This window comes from Aurantimonas sp. NFXS3 (genome assembly GCF_049132005.1).
Lineage (GTDB): Bacteria > Pseudomonadota > Alphaproteobacteria > Rhizobiales > Rhizobiaceae > Aurantimonas > Aurantimonas coralicida.
On sequence record NZ_JAGDDZ010000001.1, the window covers coordinates 650,449 to 667,911 of the forward strand.

Genomic DNA, 17,463 nt, shown 5'->3' on the forward strand with positions numbered 1-17,463 from the left:
GGCGACCCTAGTCGGCGAGGAAGCGGGCGTAGCTCGCCACGTCGACATTGCCGCCGCTGACGATGATGCCGACGCGCTGGCCTTCACAGGGCACCGCGCCGGTGAAGGCGGCGGCGGCGGCCAGGCAACCGGTCGGCTCGACCACCATCTTCATGCGCTCGGCGAAGAAGCGCATGGCGTCGACCAGCGCCGCGTCGGGCACGGTGACGATCGAATCCACCCGGTCGCGGATGATCGGGAAGGTGAGATCGCCGAGATGGGTGGTCAGCGCGCCGTCGGCGATGGAGCGCGGCACGTCGATGCGCACGACTTCGCCCCGGGCCAGGGACTGGCGGCCGTCGTCGCCGGCCTCCGGCTCGACACCGATGACGCGGCAGCCGGGCGACAGTTCGCTTGCGGCCAGCGTCGATCCGGCAAGGAGGCCGCCGCCGCCGAGGCAGACCAGCAGGATGTCGAGCGGGCCGGTCTCGGCGAAGAGTTCGGCCGCCGCGGTGCCCTGTCCGGCGATGATGTCGCGATGGTCGTAGGGCGGGATCAGCGTCAGGCCGCGATCCGTCGCGACGGTGTTGGCCAGCGCCTCGCGGTCCTCGCTGTAGCGGTCGTAGGTAATGACGTCAGCGCCGTAGCCGCGGGTGGCCGCGACCTTCATGGCCGGGGCGTCGGCCGGCATCAGGATTGTCGCCGGCACGTTCTCGATGCGGCTGGCCAGCGCGATCGCCTGGGCGTGGTTGCCGGAGGAATAGGCCATGACGCCGCGCCGGCGCGCATCCTCGGGCAGGGCGGCGATGGCGTTGCAGGCGCCGCGGAACTTGAAGGCGCCGGCGCGCTGCAGGTTCTCGCATTTGAAGTGAAGCGTCGCGCCCGTCCGCGCGTCGGCAAAGCGCGAGGTCAGGACCGGCGTGCGGTGGGCGATGCCGGCGATGCGCTCGCGCGCGGCGGCGACATCGGCGAAGGTCGGAAGGCGGGTGCCGGAGGACGATCCGGCGTTTGCGATTGCGGTCATCGATGGCGCCTCATCTGGAACGGCGCGGCTGCACCCCGCGCCCATGCGCCGTGTTCAACGTGAGCGATGGGGCGATGTAAAGGGCGCCGCCCCGAGGCTGCGAGGCGTGGTGCCGCGACGCCCGGAGGCGCTACCAGCGCAGGAGCCGCCAGCCCAGAAGCGCGCCCGCCGCGACCAGCGCCGAGGCGGCCAGCGGATACCAGACGGCGACGAAGAGCGGCGAATCGTCGGTGCATTGCGCCGCATAGAAGATGGCGGCGAGGGCGGCGGCGGCGAGGCCGGCAAGCCCGCCGGCAAGGGCCGGCCGGGTCGGTGCCTGCCGGCGCAGGGCCCACAGGAAGACGATCAGCGCCGGGGCACCCATGGAGGGGATGGCGGTCAGGCACATCAGCGCGTTGGAGCCCACGAGATAGGCCATCCATGTGTCCGAGGGCAGGGCGATCAGCTCGGCAAGGACGGCGGCGAGCATCACCCCGGCCGGCAGCGCCAGCCACCACAGCCGACGCAGCGGTTCGCCGGGATGCGAGAAGGCCCGCATCGTGACGATGGCGGTGACGGCCAGCAGTCCGGTGACGACGAATTTGAAGTCGAAGCGGATGGTCTGCAGCGCACCGGCGAAATCCGGCCGGACGCCGATGGCGGTGAAGAAGACAAGGCCGGCGAGCGCCGCGGCGACAAGGGCGAGCAGCAGCCAGGACGGGCCTGTCTCCGGCGCGGTCCGCTGGCGGTCGGCGACCAGCGTGTCGATGAGGGTGTCGGTCTGCATGGCGTCAGGTCCGTCCGAATCTGGCGGCGATCGCGGCGAGGCCCCGATGGAAGGCGACCCGCACGGCGCCCTCGGTGACGCCCAGGCGACTGGCGGTCTCGGTGATGGAATGGCCATGGACGGACAGGGAGGCGACGACCTCCCTCTGGCGGCCGGCGAGCGACAGGATTGCGCGGGAGATGTCGTGGGCCTTGGCGTTGGGCATGGTGGCGGGATCGTCCAGCGTGTCGGTGAAGTCGGCGATGTCGAGATTGATGCGCCGGCCCTCGCGGCGATAGGCGTCGATCGCCTTGTGGCGGGCGATGGCGAAGAGCCACGGCTTCACGGGCTCGCCCTCGCGCCACGTATGTCGTTTCAGATGCACCGCCATCAAGATCTCCTGGACCAGATCCTCCGGATCGAAGCCGCCGGCATGCACCGGCGCCCTGGCGCGGGCAAAGCCGCGCAGAAGGCCCGCGACCTCCTGCAGGAAATCACGATAGGCGCCGTCGTCGCCGGCGTTGGCCGCCATCAAGAGGGATTCCAGTCGTCCGGGCCGGACGGGCGAGGCAGGCTTCATGTCTGGTCCTTCGCGCGCAGTGCCTTGGATGTTTCGCAGCATGGCGAATTTTTCCGCCGGCAGGGCGCGACGCGGTTCACATGATGGTGATGGTCGAGAGGGCGTAACGAACCGGGCAGCGAGGGCGAAGACAGGGAGGCGGGACCGGCAACGGTGTCGCCCGATCAAAGGTCTCGAAGGAGGATTCCATGGACCGTCGCTCTCTCAATCTCGCACTGGCGGGCTCGCTCGCCGCCGCCCTGACCGCCTCGGCGCTGCCGGCTTCGGCGCAGGACAGCAAGGATACGGTGAAGTGCTACGGCGTGGCGCTGGCCGGCCAGAACGACTGCGCCGCCGGCCCGGGCACGACCTGCGCCGGCACGTCCAGCGTCGACTACCAGGGCAATGCCTGGAAGGCGGTGCCGGCCGGAACCTGCGAAACCATGGACGTGCCGGGCGACCGCATGGGCTCGACCGAGCCGCTGACCCGCGACGTGCCGAGCTGACACGGCCCTGACCGGAAGGCCCGGCCGGCAAGCCGGGCCTTCCCCCGACGCTGGCTTCCGGGAGGCTGCCCCCATGTCGTCACATCGCAAGACCGCCGTATCGATGGCGGATACATCGCCCTTGCCCGCCGCCGCTGGGCTCGGCCTGAAGCTCGAACATGCGGGCGAGATCCTGGAAACGGACCCGGCGGTCGGTTTCTTCGAGGTTCATGCCGAGAACTACATGGGCGCCGGCGGGCCGCCGCACCGGTACCTCACGGCGATCGCCGCGCGCTATCCGCTGTCGCTGCACGGCGTCGGCCTGTCGATCGGCGGCGAGGGCGCCCTCGACCGGGCGCATCTGGCGCGGCTGAAGGCGCTGATCGATCGTTACCGGCCGGCGAGCTTTTCCGAGCACCTGGCCTGGTCGACCCATGAAAGCGCGTTCTTCAACGATCTTCTGCCGCTGCCCTATACGCCTGCGACGCTGGAGCGGGTGGTGGCGCATGTCGCCGAGACGCAGGAAACGCTCGGCGTGCGGATGCTGCTGGAGAACCCCTCGACCTATCTCCTGTTCGCCGAATCCAGCATCGACGAGATCGACTTCCTGACGGCGATTTCCGAGCGCACCGGCTGCGGCCTGCTGCTGGACGTCAACAACGTCATGGTGTCGGCGGTCAATCACCGCCTCGACCCGTTTGCCTATATCGACCGGTTTCCGCTGGAGCGCGTCGGGGAGATCCATCTGGCCGGCTATGACGAGACGGTGGACGATGCCGGCGAGCGGCTGCTGATCGACGCGCACAACGCGCCGGTGCTGCCCGACGTCTTCGCGCTCTACCAGCACACCTTGCGAAAGAGCGGCCCGCTGCCGACGCTGGTGGAATGGGACAATGACGTGCCTCCTTTCGCGGCGCTGATGGACGAGGTCGCGCGGGTGGAAGGGGCGTTGGCCGACGCGCGGCAGGTAGATCGCCGCGTCCGGTCGGCGGCATGAGCGCGGCGGCCGGCACCGCGCCGAGGCCGGGCGCGCAGGATTTCGTCGCCGCCCTGACCGGGGCGGAGGCAGAGATGCCGGCGGGGCTGACGACGCATCGCGGCTCACGCGACGCCCGCCGCTTCGCGGTCTATCGCAACAATGTCCATGTCGGGCTGGTCGGTGCGCTGGAAAAGGCATTTCCGGTGGTCCGGCAACTGGTCGGCGACGCCTTCTTCCAGATCATGGCGCGCGCCTATGTGACCGCCGAGAAGCCCGCCTCGCCGGTGATGCTCGAATACGGCCACGGGTTTGCGGACTTCGTCGCCGGTTTCGCGCCGGCGGAGGACTTGCCCTATCTCGCCGATGTCGCCCGGCTCGAGGTGGCGCTGACGCAGGCCTATCACGCGGCGGAAGCACACGCGCTGGACCGGGCGGGCCTTGCCGGGCTCGACCCGTCGCGGCTCGATGCCATAACGCCGGCGCTGCATCCGGCCGTGCGGCTGGTGCGCTCTCCTTTTCCCATCGGCACGATCTGGTCGCACCATCAGGAGCAGCCGGTGCGCCCGGTCGAAAATTGGCGGGGAGAGGCGGTGCTGGTGACGCGGCCGGATGCGGAATTGCGGTCGACCATCCTGCCACCCTGCGGCGTGCCCTTCGTGGCGGCACTGGTGGCGGGGGCCAATCTGGCGGAGGCGGCCGGGGCGGCTGTCGACGCGGACCAGACCTTCGCCTTCGGCGAGGCACTGATCGCGCTCATCGATCTCGGCGCCGTGACCGGCTTTCGCGATAGGGAGACAGAGGATGCGTGAGTTGCTGATCCGTGCCGAGGCGGCGCTGGGCGCGGTGCCGGCGGCCCTGCCGCTGCTCGCCCTGCGGGTCGCGCTGGCGGTGCCGTTCTACAGGTCCGGCCTCACCAAGTGGGACGGCTTCCTGCAGCTGTCGGGCGGCGCGCGCTATCTGTTCACGCAGGAGTTCAAGCTGCATATCCTGGGTGCCGAATACGCCTATCCGGCGCCGATCCTGAGCGCGCATCTGGCGGGAATCGCCGAGATCGTGCTGCCGATCCTCCTGGTGCTGGGGCTGGGCACGCGCTTTGCCGCCCTTGCGCTCCTGCTGATGACCGCGGTGATCCAGATCACCGTGCCGGAGGGCTGGGCGAATTTTCATCTGCCCTGGGCGGCGATGGCGCTGACGCTGATGTGTTTCGGCGGCGGCCGGCTGGCGCTGGACAGTCTGATCTTCGGCGACGGGGCGCGCGCCCGGCCGCGGGGGATGCCGTCCGTCTAGGGCGGCACATCAGGGCTCCAGACACGAAAAAGCCGCCAAGGACATTGCCCGGCGGCTCCGCGTTGTCTCTGAGAGACAATGTGCGGGCCTCACTCTTCGACTCGCCAGTACATCCGTGGTCGGACGAAGAGCAGAAGACCCTGGGCGCATCGACCTGACAAGTCAGGGACGCGTTGCACCACACACAGATGGGTACGCCCTGAAGCTTGTGCAAGGCTGACGTCGTGGTTTGTCGGTGCCTTTCCATCAACGCCGTCATCCTCGGGCCTGACCCGAGGACCCATTCCTCTGCGGTTCCGCTGTCGCTTCGGGGGAGGAGGGGCGCGGTCTGCGGCGTGGCGGCGGTTGGGGCGGCTTGGCATGGGTCCTCGGGTCGGAGCCCGAGGATGACGCCGAGTGGGGAGGTGGGGTGCGTTCTGTGCGGATGGTGGGGGTGACGCCGACGCTGCGGCGGCGGTCAATGTCGTCATCTTGCCGAGGCCGGCGTATGCGGCGCTGTCGTGGGCTTGCTAGCGGGCGGGGGGCGCAAGCGCTGACGCTCTCCAGCGCTAGAGCCGTCGTTGGCCTCCCCATCTGAGGCGCAAACACCAACGCCGTCATCCTCGGGCTTGACCCGAGGACCCATTCCTCTGCGTTGCCGGTGTCGTTTCGCGGGCGGAAGGGGGGCGTTCTGCGGCGTGGCGGCGGTTGGGGCGCCTTGGCATGGGTCCTCGGGTCGGAGCCCGAGGATGACGCCGAGTGGGGAGGTGGGGTGTGTTTTCTGCGGATGGCGGGGGTGACGCGGCGGCTGCGATGGCGGCCGATGTCGCTCTCCTGCCCAGGGGCGACGCATCCGATGACGCTGTCGGTTTGCCGTGTGACGGAGAGTGCCTGACGCTCACCTCCACCGCAGCCGTCATCCGCCTGTCGGGCGCGGGCGCAAGCATCTGCGCCACGGCTCGAATTCTATCCGTCGCGGGCATGGTGTAAGGGTGGGCGCAGACAGGCCGACGCCGTGGCAAATATTGACATAAGGATATGTTTATGTGATTTGCCGCGGAGCGACAAGGAAACGGTGAAGCCATGACAGAGACGTCCGACAAGCTTTTCGGGGCGATGACCGAAGGCCGTTCGCCGGCAGAGGCGTCCGCGGCGCTGCGCAAGGCGGTTTCCGAGCGTATCCTGGTGCTCGACGGCGCCATGGGCACCGAAATCCAGCTCCTGGGCCTCGGCGAGGACGATTTCCGCGGGCATCGCTTCGGCGCCTGCGAATGCCACCTGCAGGGCAACAACGATCTCCTGAACCTGACGCAGCCGCAGGCGATCGAGGACATCCACTACGCCTATGCCATGGCCGGCGCGGATATCCTGGAGACCAACACCTTCTCCTCCACCACGATCGCCCAGGCCGATTACCAGATGGAGGACCAGGTCTACGAGCTGAACCGCGACGGCGCGCGGCTGGCCCGGCGCGCCTGCATCCGCGCCGAGGAGAAGGACGGCAAGCGCCGCTTCGTCGCCGGCGCGCTCGGACCGACGAACCGCACCGCCTCGATCTCGCCGGACGTCAACAATCCGGGCTACCGGGCCGTCACCTTCGACGATCTGCGCATCGCCTATGGCGAGCAGTTGCGCGGCCTGATCGACGGCGGCTCCGACCTGATCCTGATCGAGACGATCTTCGACACGCTGAACGCCAAGGCGGCGATCTTTGCCTGCGAGGAGATCTTCGCGGAAAAGGGCGTGACGCTGCCGATCATGATCTCCGGCACCATCACCGACCTGTCCGGCCGCACGCTGTCGGGCCAGACGCCGACGGCGTTCTGGCACTCGGTGCGGCACGGCCGGCCCTTTACCATCGGCCTGAACTGCGCCCTCGGCGCCGCGGCGATGCGCGACCATCTGGCGGAAATCTCGAACGTCGCGGACACCTTCGTCTGCGCCTATCCGAATGCCGGCCTGCCGAACGAATTCGGCGAATACGACCAGAGCCCCGAGCAGATGGCCAAGGAGGTCGAGATCTTCTGCGAGGAAGGGCTCGTCAACGTCCTGGGCGGCTGCTGCGGCTCGACGCCGGACCACATCAAGGCGGTGGCCGAGACGGCGGCGCGCTACAAGCCGCGCAAGGTGCCGACCATCGCGCCGCTGATGCGCCTGTCGGGCCTGGAGCCGTTCACGCTGACCAAGGAGATCCCCTTCGTCAATGTCGGCGAGCGGACCAACGTCACCGGCTCGGCCCGTTTTCGCAAGATGATCGAGGCGAACGACCTGCCGGCCGCCCTCGACGTGGCGCGCAGCCAGGTGGAGAACGGCGCCCAGATCATCGACGTCAACATGGACGAGGGGTTGATCGACTCCAAGCAGATGATGATCGACTACCTGAACCTGATCGCGGCCGAGCCCGACATCGCCAAGGTTCCGGTGATGATCGACTCCTCCAAGTTCGAGGTGATCGAGGCCGGTCTGAAATGCGTGCAGGGCAAGGCGCTGGTCAATTCGATCTCCATGAAGGAGGGCGAGGAGAGCTTCCTGAAGCAGGCGCGCCTGGTGCGCAGCTACGGCGCCGCTGTGGTGGTCATGGCCTTCGACGAGCAGGGCCAGGCCGACACGCTGGAGCGCAAGGTCGCGATCTGCACGCGCGCCTACAAGCTCCTGACCGAAGAGGCCGGCTTCCCGCCGGAGGACATCGTCTTCGATCCGAACGTCTTCGCGATCGCCACCGGCATCGAAGAGCATAACGGCTACGGCGTCGCCTTCATCGAGGCGACCCGTCAGATCCGCCAGAACCTGCCGGGCGCCCACATCTCCGGCGGCGTGTCGAACCTGTCCTTCTCGTTCCGCGGCAACGAGGCCGTGCGCGAGGCGATGCACGCGGTGTTCCTGTACCACGCCATCCAGGCGGGCATGGACATGGGCATCGTCAATGCCGGCCAGCTGGCGGTCTACGAGTCGATCGATCCGGAACTGCGCGAGGCCTGCGAGGACGTCGTCCTCGACCGCAAGCGCGCCGATGGCGGCGACCCGACCGAGCGGCTCTTGGAACTGGCCGAGCGCTGGCGCGGCGCCGGCGGCAAGGAGGCCAAGGCCAAGGACCTGACCTGGCGCGAGAAGAGCGTCCAGGACCGCATCGCCCATGCGCTGGTCAACGGCATCACCGAATATATCGTCGAGGACACCGAAGAGGCGCGGCTCGAGGCGGACCGCCCACTGCACGTCATCGAGGGGCCGCTGATGGACGGCATGAACATCGTCGGCGACCTGTTCGGCGCCGGCAAGATGTTCCTGCCGCAGGTGGTCAAGTCGGCCCGCGTGATGAAGCAGGCCGTGGCGCATCTGCTCCCCTACATGGAGGAGGAGAAGCGGCTGAACGGCACCGACGAGCGCTCGAACGCCGGAAAGGTGCTGATGGCGACCGTGAAGGGCGACGTCCACGACATCGGCAAGAACATCGTCGGCGTGGTCCTGGCCTGCAACAATTACGAGGTCATCGATCTCGGCGTGATGGTGCCAGCCGCCAAGATCCTGGAGACGGCGCGGCAGGAGAAGGTCGACGTCATCGGCCTGTCCGGCCTGATCACGCCGTCGCTGGACGAGATGGTGCATGTCGCCGCCGAGATGGAGCGCGAGGGCTTCGACATCCCGCTGCTGATCGGCGGGGCGACGACCAGCAAGGTGCATACGGCGGTGAAGATCGACCCGGGCTACAACCGGGGCCAGACGGTCTATGTCACCGATGCCTCGCGCGCGGTCGGCGTGGTGTCGCACCTCCTCTCCGAGGAAACCCGCGACGCCTATGTCGAGGGCGTGAAGGCCGACTACCAGAAGGTCGCCGAAGCGCATCGCAAGGGCGAGCGCGACAAGAAGCGGCTGCCGCTGGCCCAGGCCCGCGCCAACGCGCAGGTCAGCGACTGGGCGGCCTACGAGCCGGTCAAGCCGGCGATCACCGGCACCCGGGTCTTTACGGACTGGGACCTGGAGGAGCTGTCGCGCTACATCGACTGGACGCCGTTCTTCCAGACCTGGGAGATGAAGGGCCGCTATCCGGGCATCCTGGAGGACGAGAAGCAGGGCGAGGCGGCGCGGTCGCTGTTCAACGACGCGCAGGCCATGCTCAAGCAGATCATCGCCGAGAAGTGGTTCCAGCCGCGGGCCGTGATCGGCTTCTGGCCGGCCAATTCGGTGGGCGACGACATCCGCCTGTTCACCGGCGACGACCGCAAGGAGGAGTTGGCGACGCTCTACACGCTGCGCCAGCAGCTGACCAAGCGCGGCGACCGGCCGAACGTCGCGATGGCCGACTTCGTCGCGCCGCTGGACAGCGGCAAGGCGGATTATGTCGGCGGCTTCGTGGTGACCGCCGGGATCGAGGAGGAGGCGATCGCCAATCGCTTCGCCAAGGCCAATGACGACTACTCGTCGATCATGGTCAAGGCGCTCGCCGACCGATTCGCCGAGGCCTTTGCCGAGCGCATGCACGAGAAGGTGCGGCGGGAATTCTGGGGCTATGCGCCGGACGAGACCTTCACGCCGGAAGATTTGATCAGCGAGGATTATGCCGGCATCCGGCCGGCGCCGGGCTATCCGGCCCAGCCCGACCACACCGAGAAGACGACGCTGTTCGAGCTTCTCGACGCGGAGGCGACCACCGGCGTGAAGCTGACCGAGAGCTACGCCATGTGGCCGGGCTCCTCGGTGTCCGGCCTCTATATCGGACACCCGGACTCCTATTATTTCGGGGTTGCGAAGATCGAGCGGGACCAGGTCGAGGATTATGCCGCGCGCAAGGGCATGCCCGTCGCCGAGGTCGAGCGGTGGCTGGCGCCGATCCTCAACTACATTCCGACGGCGGCCGCCGAGACGCCCGCACAGGCGGCGGAATAGGGCATAGGGCGCGGCGCTTGCGGCGCCGAAACGGGACGAAACGGGGCCGCGCGGATGCGCGGTTCCCGCTTCCCCTTCTCATGATGCTGGAATCGTTCTAGATTGGGTTCGCTGGAAGTTAACCAGCGACGATGGTCGAGGACGATTTGATGCGGCTTACCCGCCAGACGAACTACGCGATCCGGATCCTGATGTACTGCGCCTCCAATGGCGGGCAGCTCAGTCGCATCAAGGATATCGCGGCAGCCTATTCGGCGTCGGAGCTGTTCCTGTTCAAGATCCTGCAGCCGCTGGTCGAGGCCGGCATGGTCGAGACGGTGCGCGGCCGCAATGGCGGCGTGCGCCTGGCGCGGCCGGCTGCGGCGATCAATCTGCGCAATGTCGTGGAAGTGACCGAAGAGAATTTCGCCCTGGCGGAGTGCTTCGAGACCGGCGCCGTGGATTGCCCGCTGATCGAGAGCTGCGAGCTCAATTCCGCCCTGCGCGAGGCACTGAACGCGTTTCTCGGGGCACTGGGCAATTACACGATCGACGATCTCCTGGGCAACAAGGCGTTCATGCGCCGGCGGCTCGGCCTGATGGAACCGGTGCACGGGCTCGCCGCGGCGAGCTGACGCGCATCCTGCGATCGTTTGATGGGACCGGCGCACGGATGGCGCGCCGGTCACCCTCGTGTGTGTGATGTGCGTGCGCGACCGCTGGCAGGATGGCGGCGACGCTCCTATATGCCGGCCGTCACCCGCCATTTCGTCAACAGCGGCCAGCCCTCTTCATGGATACCAAGGTTACCGACGCCGCGGACGCCGCCTGGGCCACCGCGCCGTCCCCCTGCGTCGACATCTGCAAATACAAGCGCCAGGGCCGCTGCGTCGGCTGCTCGATGACCAAGGCCGAGAAGCAGGCCTTCCCGTCGTCAGGCGGTGCTGAGCAGAAGCGCGAGTTCATCGAGACGCTGATCGGGCGGCTGCAGGAATCGGCGCGCAACCCGGCTTTCTGGATCATGTCCTACCGGCGCAAATGCGAGCGGGAGGGCGTTCCCTGTCCGATCCCGGTGGAGGGCGACGAGGCCTGATCCGGGCCGCCCGCAAACACTGTCGAGACATGCAAAAAGGCCCGCCGGACGATCTCCGGCGGGCCTTTTTCACGTCTGGTGTCCGCCGCCGGCGAGGGCGGCGAGCGGGTCGCCTCAGGCGGCGGTGGTCTTCAGATGGGCGCGCAGCATCCAGGCGAACTTGTCGTGCTGCTCGATGCGGGCGGTCGCCAGGTCGTTGGTGGCGAAATCGCCATGCTGGTCGGCGACCTCGGCAAGCGCCGACAGGGTCGAGGAGAGGGTCTCCTGGTCCTGCATCAGGACCTCGACCATGGTGCGGGCGTCGGTGCGGCCGTCATGCTCTTCGATGGCGCTGCGTTCCAGATAGACCGAGTAACGGCCCTCGGCATGGGCGTCGAACGCCTTGATGCGCTCGGCCAGCGTGTCCTGACCTTCGAAGTGATCCTCGTAGATCTCCTGGAACAGCGCGTGCAGGGCGCCGAAGGACATGCCCGTCACGTTCCAGTGGAAGTTCTGGGCCTTCAGCGTGGCGATCGCCGTCTCGGCCAACGACTGGGTGAGGCCGTTGACGATCTCTTCCTTCGCCGTCGGCTCGATCTTGGCTGCTACTAGTCCCATGGTCTCCGGTCCCTTAGTGGTGTCTTAGAATAATTCTAATCTAGCCTCCGAGGCCGGGCATGGCAAGGTCGCGGCAATCGGCCCCATGCGATTTTTCGCGTCAGAGCGTCAGAGCGCCCGGGCGAGGGAGGCCGCAAGGAAGCGCAGCCAGCGCCGGCCCTCGGGGCGGACCCGCCAGGCGACCAGCGCACCGGCGGCGGCGTTCTCGCCGGCGCGCAGCACCGCGAGAAGGCGCAACAGCCAGATCTCGTCGTCCGAGGCCTGTTTGGCGCCGGGACGGTAGAACACCATCTCGCGCAGGCTCTGGCCGGAGAGGCCGCGAAAGAAGGCGATGGCGAAGCGCTCCAGCGAGACGTTCTCCTCGCCGGCCAGAAGGAAGCAGGCCCGTTCGAGATCGGGCTTCGGCGCGAGCCGGCTGCGCAATGCGAACCAGCGCAGACGATTCAGCTCGTCGCGTTCGGCATCGGTGAGCTGGGGCGCGGCGGGTCGGACCGTCGGGCAATTGCCGCCGGGAAAGGCGAGGATTCGCGCCGGGGCGCGCCCGGAGGAGGGAAGAGTCTCGGGCAGGGGCAGTGCAGACATTCAGGCAACCGCGTTCTGTAAGAAGACCGCGCCGGGAACCCGCGACAGGGAATCGCACCCGACGTCTCGAACCGTTCTAAACTTGACAACCACTTTCATCTATTCATAGCAGACCGGGAATGGAAGGGAAGTGCCGCAGGCCGGATCGAGACCGCCGCGTCATTCGTCCCTTCGCCATCCGACCATCACAGGAGCGCCCGTGGCCAAACGTTGGGCCGATGCCCCGTCCCCGTGCATCGATATCTGCAAATACAAGGATGGCGGCCGCTGCATCGGCTGCGCCATGACCAAGCCGGAAAAGAAGCGGTTCAAGCGGCTGGACGGCAAGGCCGAGAAGAAGGCGTTCTTCCGCACCCTTGCCGAGCGGCTGGTCAGGGCCGGGCGCTACGACCGCTGGGCGCATGTCTATCGGCGCAAATGCGACAAGAAGGATCATCCGTGCCCGCTGGACAAGCTGGAGGTGCCGGCAGAGGCGTGATCGCGCGGTGGGGCGGAAACGGCTGAGAGATCGATTCCGGACAATCCGGCAATGCTTTGTGCTCACACGGCAAAAGGGCGGCGCGCCAGCCAGGCGCGCCGCCCTTTTTTGTGGGATGAACCGGTTCCCGAGGCGAACCGGCCGGGCCGAAAGCTATTCGGCCGGGGCAGGCGCCGGCGTCGCTGCGCCATCGTCGCCGGAGGTCGGAGCCGCGTGGCTGCCGCGGGCCGGCTGCTTGCGGGCGAGCAGCTTGTAGAACAGCGGGATGAAGAAGATCGCAACGAAGGTCGCCGCGAGCATTCCGCCGATGACGCCGGTGCCGATGGAGTGGCGGCTGGCCGAGCCGGCGCCGGTGGAGATCGCCAGCGGCACGACGCCCAGGATGAAGGCGAGCGACGTCATGACGATCGGCCGGAAGCGCAGCTTGGCGCCCTGCAGCGCGGCGTCGAAGGCCGACAGACCCTCCTCGCGTTTCAGCACCGCGAACTCGACGATCAGAATGGCGTTCTTGGCCGCCAGTCCGACCAGCGTGACCAGGCCGATCTGGAAGTAGACGTCGTTGTCGAGGCCGCGCAGCCAGATCGCCAGGAGCGCGCCGAACATGGCGAAGGGCACCGCCAGAAGGACCGCGATGGGCAGCGACCAGCGTTCGTACTGGGCCGACAGGATGAGGAAAACCATCAGGATGCCGAAGCCGATGGCGGCGAGCCCGGTGCCGCCCGATGCGATCTCCTGATAGGCCGAACCCGTCCAGGCGACCTGATAGCCGTCGGGCAGCTTTTCGGCCGCGATCTCCTGCATGGCCTGCAGCGCCTGCCCCGACGAATAGCCGGGGGCGGGGCCGCCGGAGACCTTGGCCGCGGTGAAGGCGTTGAAGCGCTCGATGAGGTCCGGACCGACGATGCGCTCGACCGACAGGAGGGCGTCGAGGGGAATCATCGCGCCGTTGTTCGCCTTGACGTAGACGAAGCGCAGATCCTGCGGCTTCTCGCGGAAGTCGGATTCGGACTGCAGCGAGACCCGGTAGTTGCGGCCGAGCAGGGTGAAGTCGTTCACATAGAGCGAGCCGAAGGTCGACTGCATGGTCTCGAAGATCGACGAGATCGGCACGTCCTGCGCCTTGGCCTTCTGGCGGTCGACGTCGATCTGGTACTGCGGGACGTTGGCCGAGAAGGTGGTGCGCACGCCGGCCAGCTCCGGCCGCTCGGCCGCCGCCGCCACCAGCGCGCTGGTCGCCGCGACCAGTTCCTGGGAGCCGCGGTTCTGCCGGTCCTGCACGAACAGGTCGAAGCCGCCGGTGGTGGACAGGCCCTGGATCGGCGGCGGGTTGAAGGCCAGCACCATGCCGTCCTGGATGCCGGCATTCATGCCCATGATCGGGCCGGTGAGGTTGCGGGCGTCGAGCGACGGGTCCTCGCGCTCCGACCAGTCCTTGAGGGTGACGAAGGCCACGCCCGAGCTGGACTTCTGGGTTCCGGCCAGGAGGTCGAAGCCGGCGAAGGCGACGACGTCGGCGACCGCCGGATGCTCGCGCACATTCGCGCTGACCTGCTCCATGACCTCCGTCGTGCGCGCCAGCGAGGCCGCCGGCGGCAGGATGGCGATGGCGAAATTGACGCCCTGATCCTCGTCCGGGACCAGCGAGCCGGGGATCGTCTGGAAGAAATAGTAGCTGCCGCCGACGATGCCGGCGAACAGGACGAGGGCGACGACGGCCCGGCGCATGATGAAGGCAACGCCGGCGCCATAGGCGTTGGTCAGCTTGTCGAAGCCCGTGTTGAACCAGCGGAACGGCGCCCAGGGCTCGGAATGGCCCTGCTTCAGGAGAAGGCCGCAGAGCGCCGGGGTGAGGGTGAGGGCGACGATGCCCGAGATCACCACCGAGACGGCGATGGTCACGGCGAACTGCCGGTACATGGTGCCGGCGAGGCCGCCGAGGAACGCCACCGGGATGAACACGGCGCACAGGACGAGCACGATGGCGATCACCGGGCCGGCGACTTCGGTCATCGCCTTGGCGGTGGCGTCCTTGGCGTTGAGCCCCTCGGTGGTCATGATCCGCTCGACATTCTCCAGGACCACGATGGCGTCGTCGACGACGATACCGATGGCCAGGACGAGGCCGAACAGGGTGAGGAGATTGATCGAGAAGCCGAGCGCCAGCAGCACGCCGAAGGTGCCGATGATCGACACCGGGACGGCGAGCATCGGGATCAGCGTCGCCCGGAAGCTCTGCAGGAAGATGAAGACGACGACGAAGACCAGCGCCATGGCCTCGATGAAGGTCATGATGACCTCCTCGATGGAGGCCTCGATGAACTTGGTGGTGTCGTAGGGAATGGCGAAGCTGATGCCATCGGGGAAGGAGCCGGAGAGCTCCTCCATGCGGGTGCGCACGCCGCTCAGCGTGTCGAGGGCGTTGGCGCCGGGCTGCAGGTAGATGCCGATGGGCACCGTCGGCGTGCCGTTATAGGTGGCGTTGAAGCCGTAATCCTGGGCGCCGAGCTCGACCCGCGCGACATCCTTGAGAAGCAGCGAGGAGCCGTTCTCGTCGGAGCGCAGGATGATGTTCTCGAAGGCCTCGGCGTCGGGAAGGCGCCCGGCCGTGGTCACCGAATAGGTGAAGGCGAGGTCGGTGTTGGTGGGCGGCGCGCCGAACTGGCCGGCGGCGAACTGGGCGTTCTGGTCGCGCACGGCCGTGGCCACGTCGCCCGGCGTCAGGCCGTAGGAGGCCAGCGCGTCGGGCCGCAGCCAGATGCGCATGGAATAGTTGCGGGCGCCGAAGAGCTGCGCCTCGCCGATGCCGGGCAGGCGCTTCAGCTCGTCGAGGACGTTGAGCAGCGCGTAGTTCGACACATAGGTCGCGTCGTAGCGCGGGTCCTCCGACGACATGGTCAGAACCGCGAGGATCGACGAGTTCTGCTTGGCGACGGTGACGCCGAGACGCTGGACCTGCTCGGGCAGCGAGGCATTGGCCTGCTGGACGCGGTTGTTGACGTTGATCGTCGCCTGATCGGGATCGGTGCCGCTGGCGAAGGTGACGGTGATCGTCGCCGTGCCCGTCGAGGAGTTCGTGGACTGCATGTAGAGCATGTCCTCGACGCCGTTGATCTGCTGCTCGATCGGCGCGGAGACGGTCTGGGCGATGGTCTCGGCGCTGGCGCCGGGATAGGAGGCGCGCACCTGGACCTGCGGCGGCACAAGCTGCGGATACTGCTCGATCGGCAGCGCGCTGATCGACAGCAGGCCACCGAGGGTGATCAGGATCGAGATGACGGCCGCGAAGATCGGCCGGTCGACGAAGAACCGCGCATTCATCGGGCGGACTCCGACGAAGCGTCGCCGTCGCTGGTGGCGCGGCGGGCGTCGTCGCCATCGGGCAGGGCCGTCAGGGGCACCGGCGGAGCATCCGTGCGGCCGGCTTCACCGGGCGTGTGCCCGGCGTCGGCAACGACCTTGTCGTTCGCCGCGTCGACGGCGCGCTCGATCGCACCCTGCTGTTCGCCAGCCGCCTCGTTGGCGGTGTCGGCGGCGGGCTCGGCCGCGGCGGGCTCGGGGGCGTCTGTTGCGGGGGCTGCCTCGGCGGCGGGGGCGTCCGGCGCCGGCGCATCCGGCTCGCTGCTGGCGGCATCGGCGTTCGCGGCTGCCGGCTGCGGGTTGACCGGGGCGCCGGGGCGAACCTTGACGACGCCCTTGACGACGACCTTGTCGCCATCGGCGAGGCCCTCGGAAATGACGATGGAGCCGTCGAGCTCGCGGCCGACGACGACCGGGCTGACCTCGGCCAGGTTCTCGTCGTTCAGCGTGTAGACGAAGGTGCCCTGCGGGCCCTGCATCAGCGCCTCGGTCGGCAGTTCGATGGCGTTCTCGATGGACAGGCCCTCGAGCTGCAGGCGCACGAACTGGCCCGGCAGGAGGCGGCTTTCGGGATTGGGCAGGACGGCGCGCGACAGGATCGTGCCGGTCTGTGAATCGATCGTCGTCGAGGTGAAGTCGATGGTGCCGGTTTCGCCGTAGGTCTCGCCATTGCCGAACATCAGCGTGACGGTGAGGTCGGACGGCGAGGAGGCGCCCTGCAACTGGCCGCTCTCGACCAGTTCGCGGATGGAGGCGGCTTCCCTGTCGGCGGCCGAGAAGTTCACATAGACCGGATCGAGGCGGCTGATGCGGGTCAGCAGGTCGCCGGTGCTGAGCAGGCTGCCCTCGGGCACCTGTTCCAGGCTGGTGACGCCCGCGACCGGTGCCTCGACGGTGGCGTAGTCGAGGGAGAGGGTGGCGGTCTGCAACTGCGCCTCGGCGGCTGCGACCTGGGCTTCGGCGAGTTCGCGCGACGAGACGGAGTCCTCGAGGGTCGCCTGGCTCGACGCGCCGCTCTGGGCCAGCTGCCGGGCGCGGGCCTCGGTCCGCTTGGCCTGGCCGAGCTGGGCCTGCGCCTGGAGCACCTGCGCCTTGGCCAGCGCCACCTGCGCCTCGTAGGTCGCCGGATCGATATGGAACAGCAGCGTGCCGGCCTCGACGCGCGAGCCTTCGTCGAAATTGCGTTCGAGCAGGATGCCGCCGACGCGCGCCCGGACCTCGACCTCGCGGGAGGAGGCGACGCGACCGGCATATTCGTAGGTCACCGGCAGGTTCTTGCTCTTGACCGTCAGGACGGTGACGGCGGGCGGGGGCGGGGTGCCGCCGGCCTGTGCGAAGGCCGCGCCCGCGGCTGCCAGCGAGACGCCGACGCACGCCGTCATGCGCAAAATCAGGTTAAGTCCGCGCATTGTAAAACCTTTTTCCGGCCGGCCATGGCGCCGCTCTCTTGCATTGCGGC

At 68.0% G+C, this 17,463-nt stretch carries 15 protein-coding genes; 8 read left to right on the forward strand and 7 right to left on the reverse strand.

All coding sequences use genetic code 11. The annotated features are described in order from the left end of the window. Positions 1-7: 7 nt before the first annotated feature. The 3 genes from J3367_RS02915 to J3367_RS02925 all read right to left on the reverse strand — a co-directional run bounded on the left by J3367_RS02915 (position 8) and on the right by J3367_RS02925 (position 2,328). Positions 8-1,003 (reverse strand): threo-3-hydroxy-L-aspartate ammonia-lyase, encoded by a 996-nt coding sequence (locus tag J3367_RS02915; protein ID WP_024348795.1) that lies wholly within the window; start codon positions 1,001-1,003, stop codon positions 8-10. A gap of 130 nt (positions 1,004-1,133) precedes the next feature. Then, a complete protein-coding gene (locus tag J3367_RS02920) occupies positions 1,134-1,769 on the reverse strand; it encodes an NrsF family protein (RefSeq protein WP_024348794.1) in 636 nt (211 codons plus the stop codon). 4 nt (positions 1,770-1,773) lie between these two features. Beyond that, complete coding sequence (locus J3367_RS02925; RefSeq protein ID WP_024348793.1) at positions 1,774-2,328, reverse strand: sigma-70 family RNA polymerase sigma factor; 555 nt, start codon at positions 2,326-2,328, stop codon at positions 1,774-1,776. Positions 2,329-2,516: 188 nt separating this feature from the next. Here J3367_RS02925 and J3367_RS02930 point away from each other — a divergent pair, with 188 nt between their 5' ends. From J3367_RS02930 to J3367_RS02960, 7 genes are all read left to right on the forward strand, one after another. Next, the gene (locus tag J3367_RS02930; protein WP_024348792.1) at positions 2,517-2,813 is read left to right on the forward strand and encodes a DUF2282 domain-containing protein; all 297 of its coding nucleotides are present in this window, start codon (positions 2,517-2,519) and stop codon (positions 2,811-2,813) included. 73 nt (positions 2,814-2,886) lie between these two features. Then, the gene (locus J3367_RS02935) at positions 2,887-3,789 is read left to right on the forward strand and encodes a DUF692 domain-containing protein (RefSeq protein WP_081651777.1); all 903 of its coding nucleotides are present in this window, start codon (positions 2,887-2,889) and stop codon (positions 3,787-3,789) included. Beyond that, a complete protein-coding gene (locus J3367_RS02940; protein ID WP_024348790.1) occupies positions 3,786-4,580 on the forward strand; it encodes a DNA-binding domain-containing protein in 795 nt (264 codons plus the stop codon). Before J3367_RS02935 ends, J3367_RS02940 begins: the two co-directional genes overlap by 4 nt. Further along, on the forward strand, positions 4,573-5,058 hold the full coding sequence (locus J3367_RS02945) for a DoxX family protein (protein WP_051141478.1): 486 nt from the start codon (positions 4,573-4,575) through the stop codon (positions 5,056-5,058). The genes J3367_RS02940 and J3367_RS02945 overlap by 8 nt, the downstream gene beginning before the upstream one ends. A gap of 1,062 nt (positions 5,059-6,120) precedes the next feature. Next, positions 6,121-9,918, forward strand: a complete 3,798-nt coding sequence (gene metH, locus J3367_RS02950) for a methionine synthase (protein ID WP_024348787.1) — start codon at positions 6,121-6,123, stop codon at positions 9,916-9,918. Between the two features lie 149 nt (positions 9,919-10,067). Beyond that, the gene (gene rirA / locus J3367_RS02955) at positions 10,068-10,532 is read left to right on the forward strand and encodes an iron-responsive transcriptional regulator RirA (RefSeq protein ID WP_024348786.1); all 465 of its coding nucleotides are present in this window, start codon (positions 10,068-10,070) and stop codon (positions 10,530-10,532) included. A gap of 158 nt (positions 10,533-10,690) precedes the next feature. Beyond that, positions 10,691-10,990: a DUF1289 domain-containing protein gene (locus tag J3367_RS02960; RefSeq protein ID WP_024348785.1), complete on the forward strand. Its 300-nt coding sequence runs from the start codon at positions 10,691-10,693 to the stop codon at positions 10,988-10,990. A 114-nt stretch (positions 10,991-11,104) separates the two neighbouring features. Here J3367_RS02960 and J3367_RS02965 read toward each other — a convergent pair whose 3' ends face one another. Beyond that, complete coding sequence (locus J3367_RS02965; RefSeq protein ID WP_024348784.1) at positions 11,105-11,587, reverse strand: Dps family protein; 483 nt, start codon at positions 11,585-11,587, stop codon at positions 11,105-11,107. 108 nt (positions 11,588-11,695) lie between these two features. Then, positions 11,696-12,169, reverse strand: coding sequence for a hypothetical protein (locus J3367_RS02970; protein ID WP_024348783.1), 474 nt, complete (start codon positions 12,167-12,169; stop codon positions 11,696-11,698). 199 nt (positions 12,170-12,368) lie between these two features. Between J3367_RS02970 and J3367_RS02975 the strand changes: the two genes are divergently transcribed. Next, positions 12,369-12,647, forward strand: coding sequence for a DUF1289 domain-containing protein (locus J3367_RS02975; protein ID WP_024348782.1), 279 nt, complete (start codon positions 12,369-12,371; stop codon positions 12,645-12,647). A 153-nt stretch (positions 12,648-12,800) separates the two neighbouring features. On the opposite strand, the gene J3367_RS02980 is transcribed toward J3367_RS02975, so the two are convergent. Continuing rightward, complete coding sequence (locus tag J3367_RS02980) at positions 12,801-15,965, reverse strand: efflux RND transporter permease subunit (protein WP_060576864.1); 3,165 nt, start codon at positions 15,963-15,965, stop codon at positions 12,801-12,803. After that, on the reverse strand, positions 15,962-17,386 hold the full coding sequence (locus J3367_RS02985; RefSeq protein WP_244877502.1) for an efflux RND transporter periplasmic adaptor subunit: 1,425 nt from the start codon (positions 17,384-17,386) through the stop codon (positions 15,962-15,964). Before J3367_RS02985 ends, J3367_RS02980 begins: the two co-directional genes overlap by 4 nt. Positions 17,387-17,463: the final 77 nt, after the last annotated feature.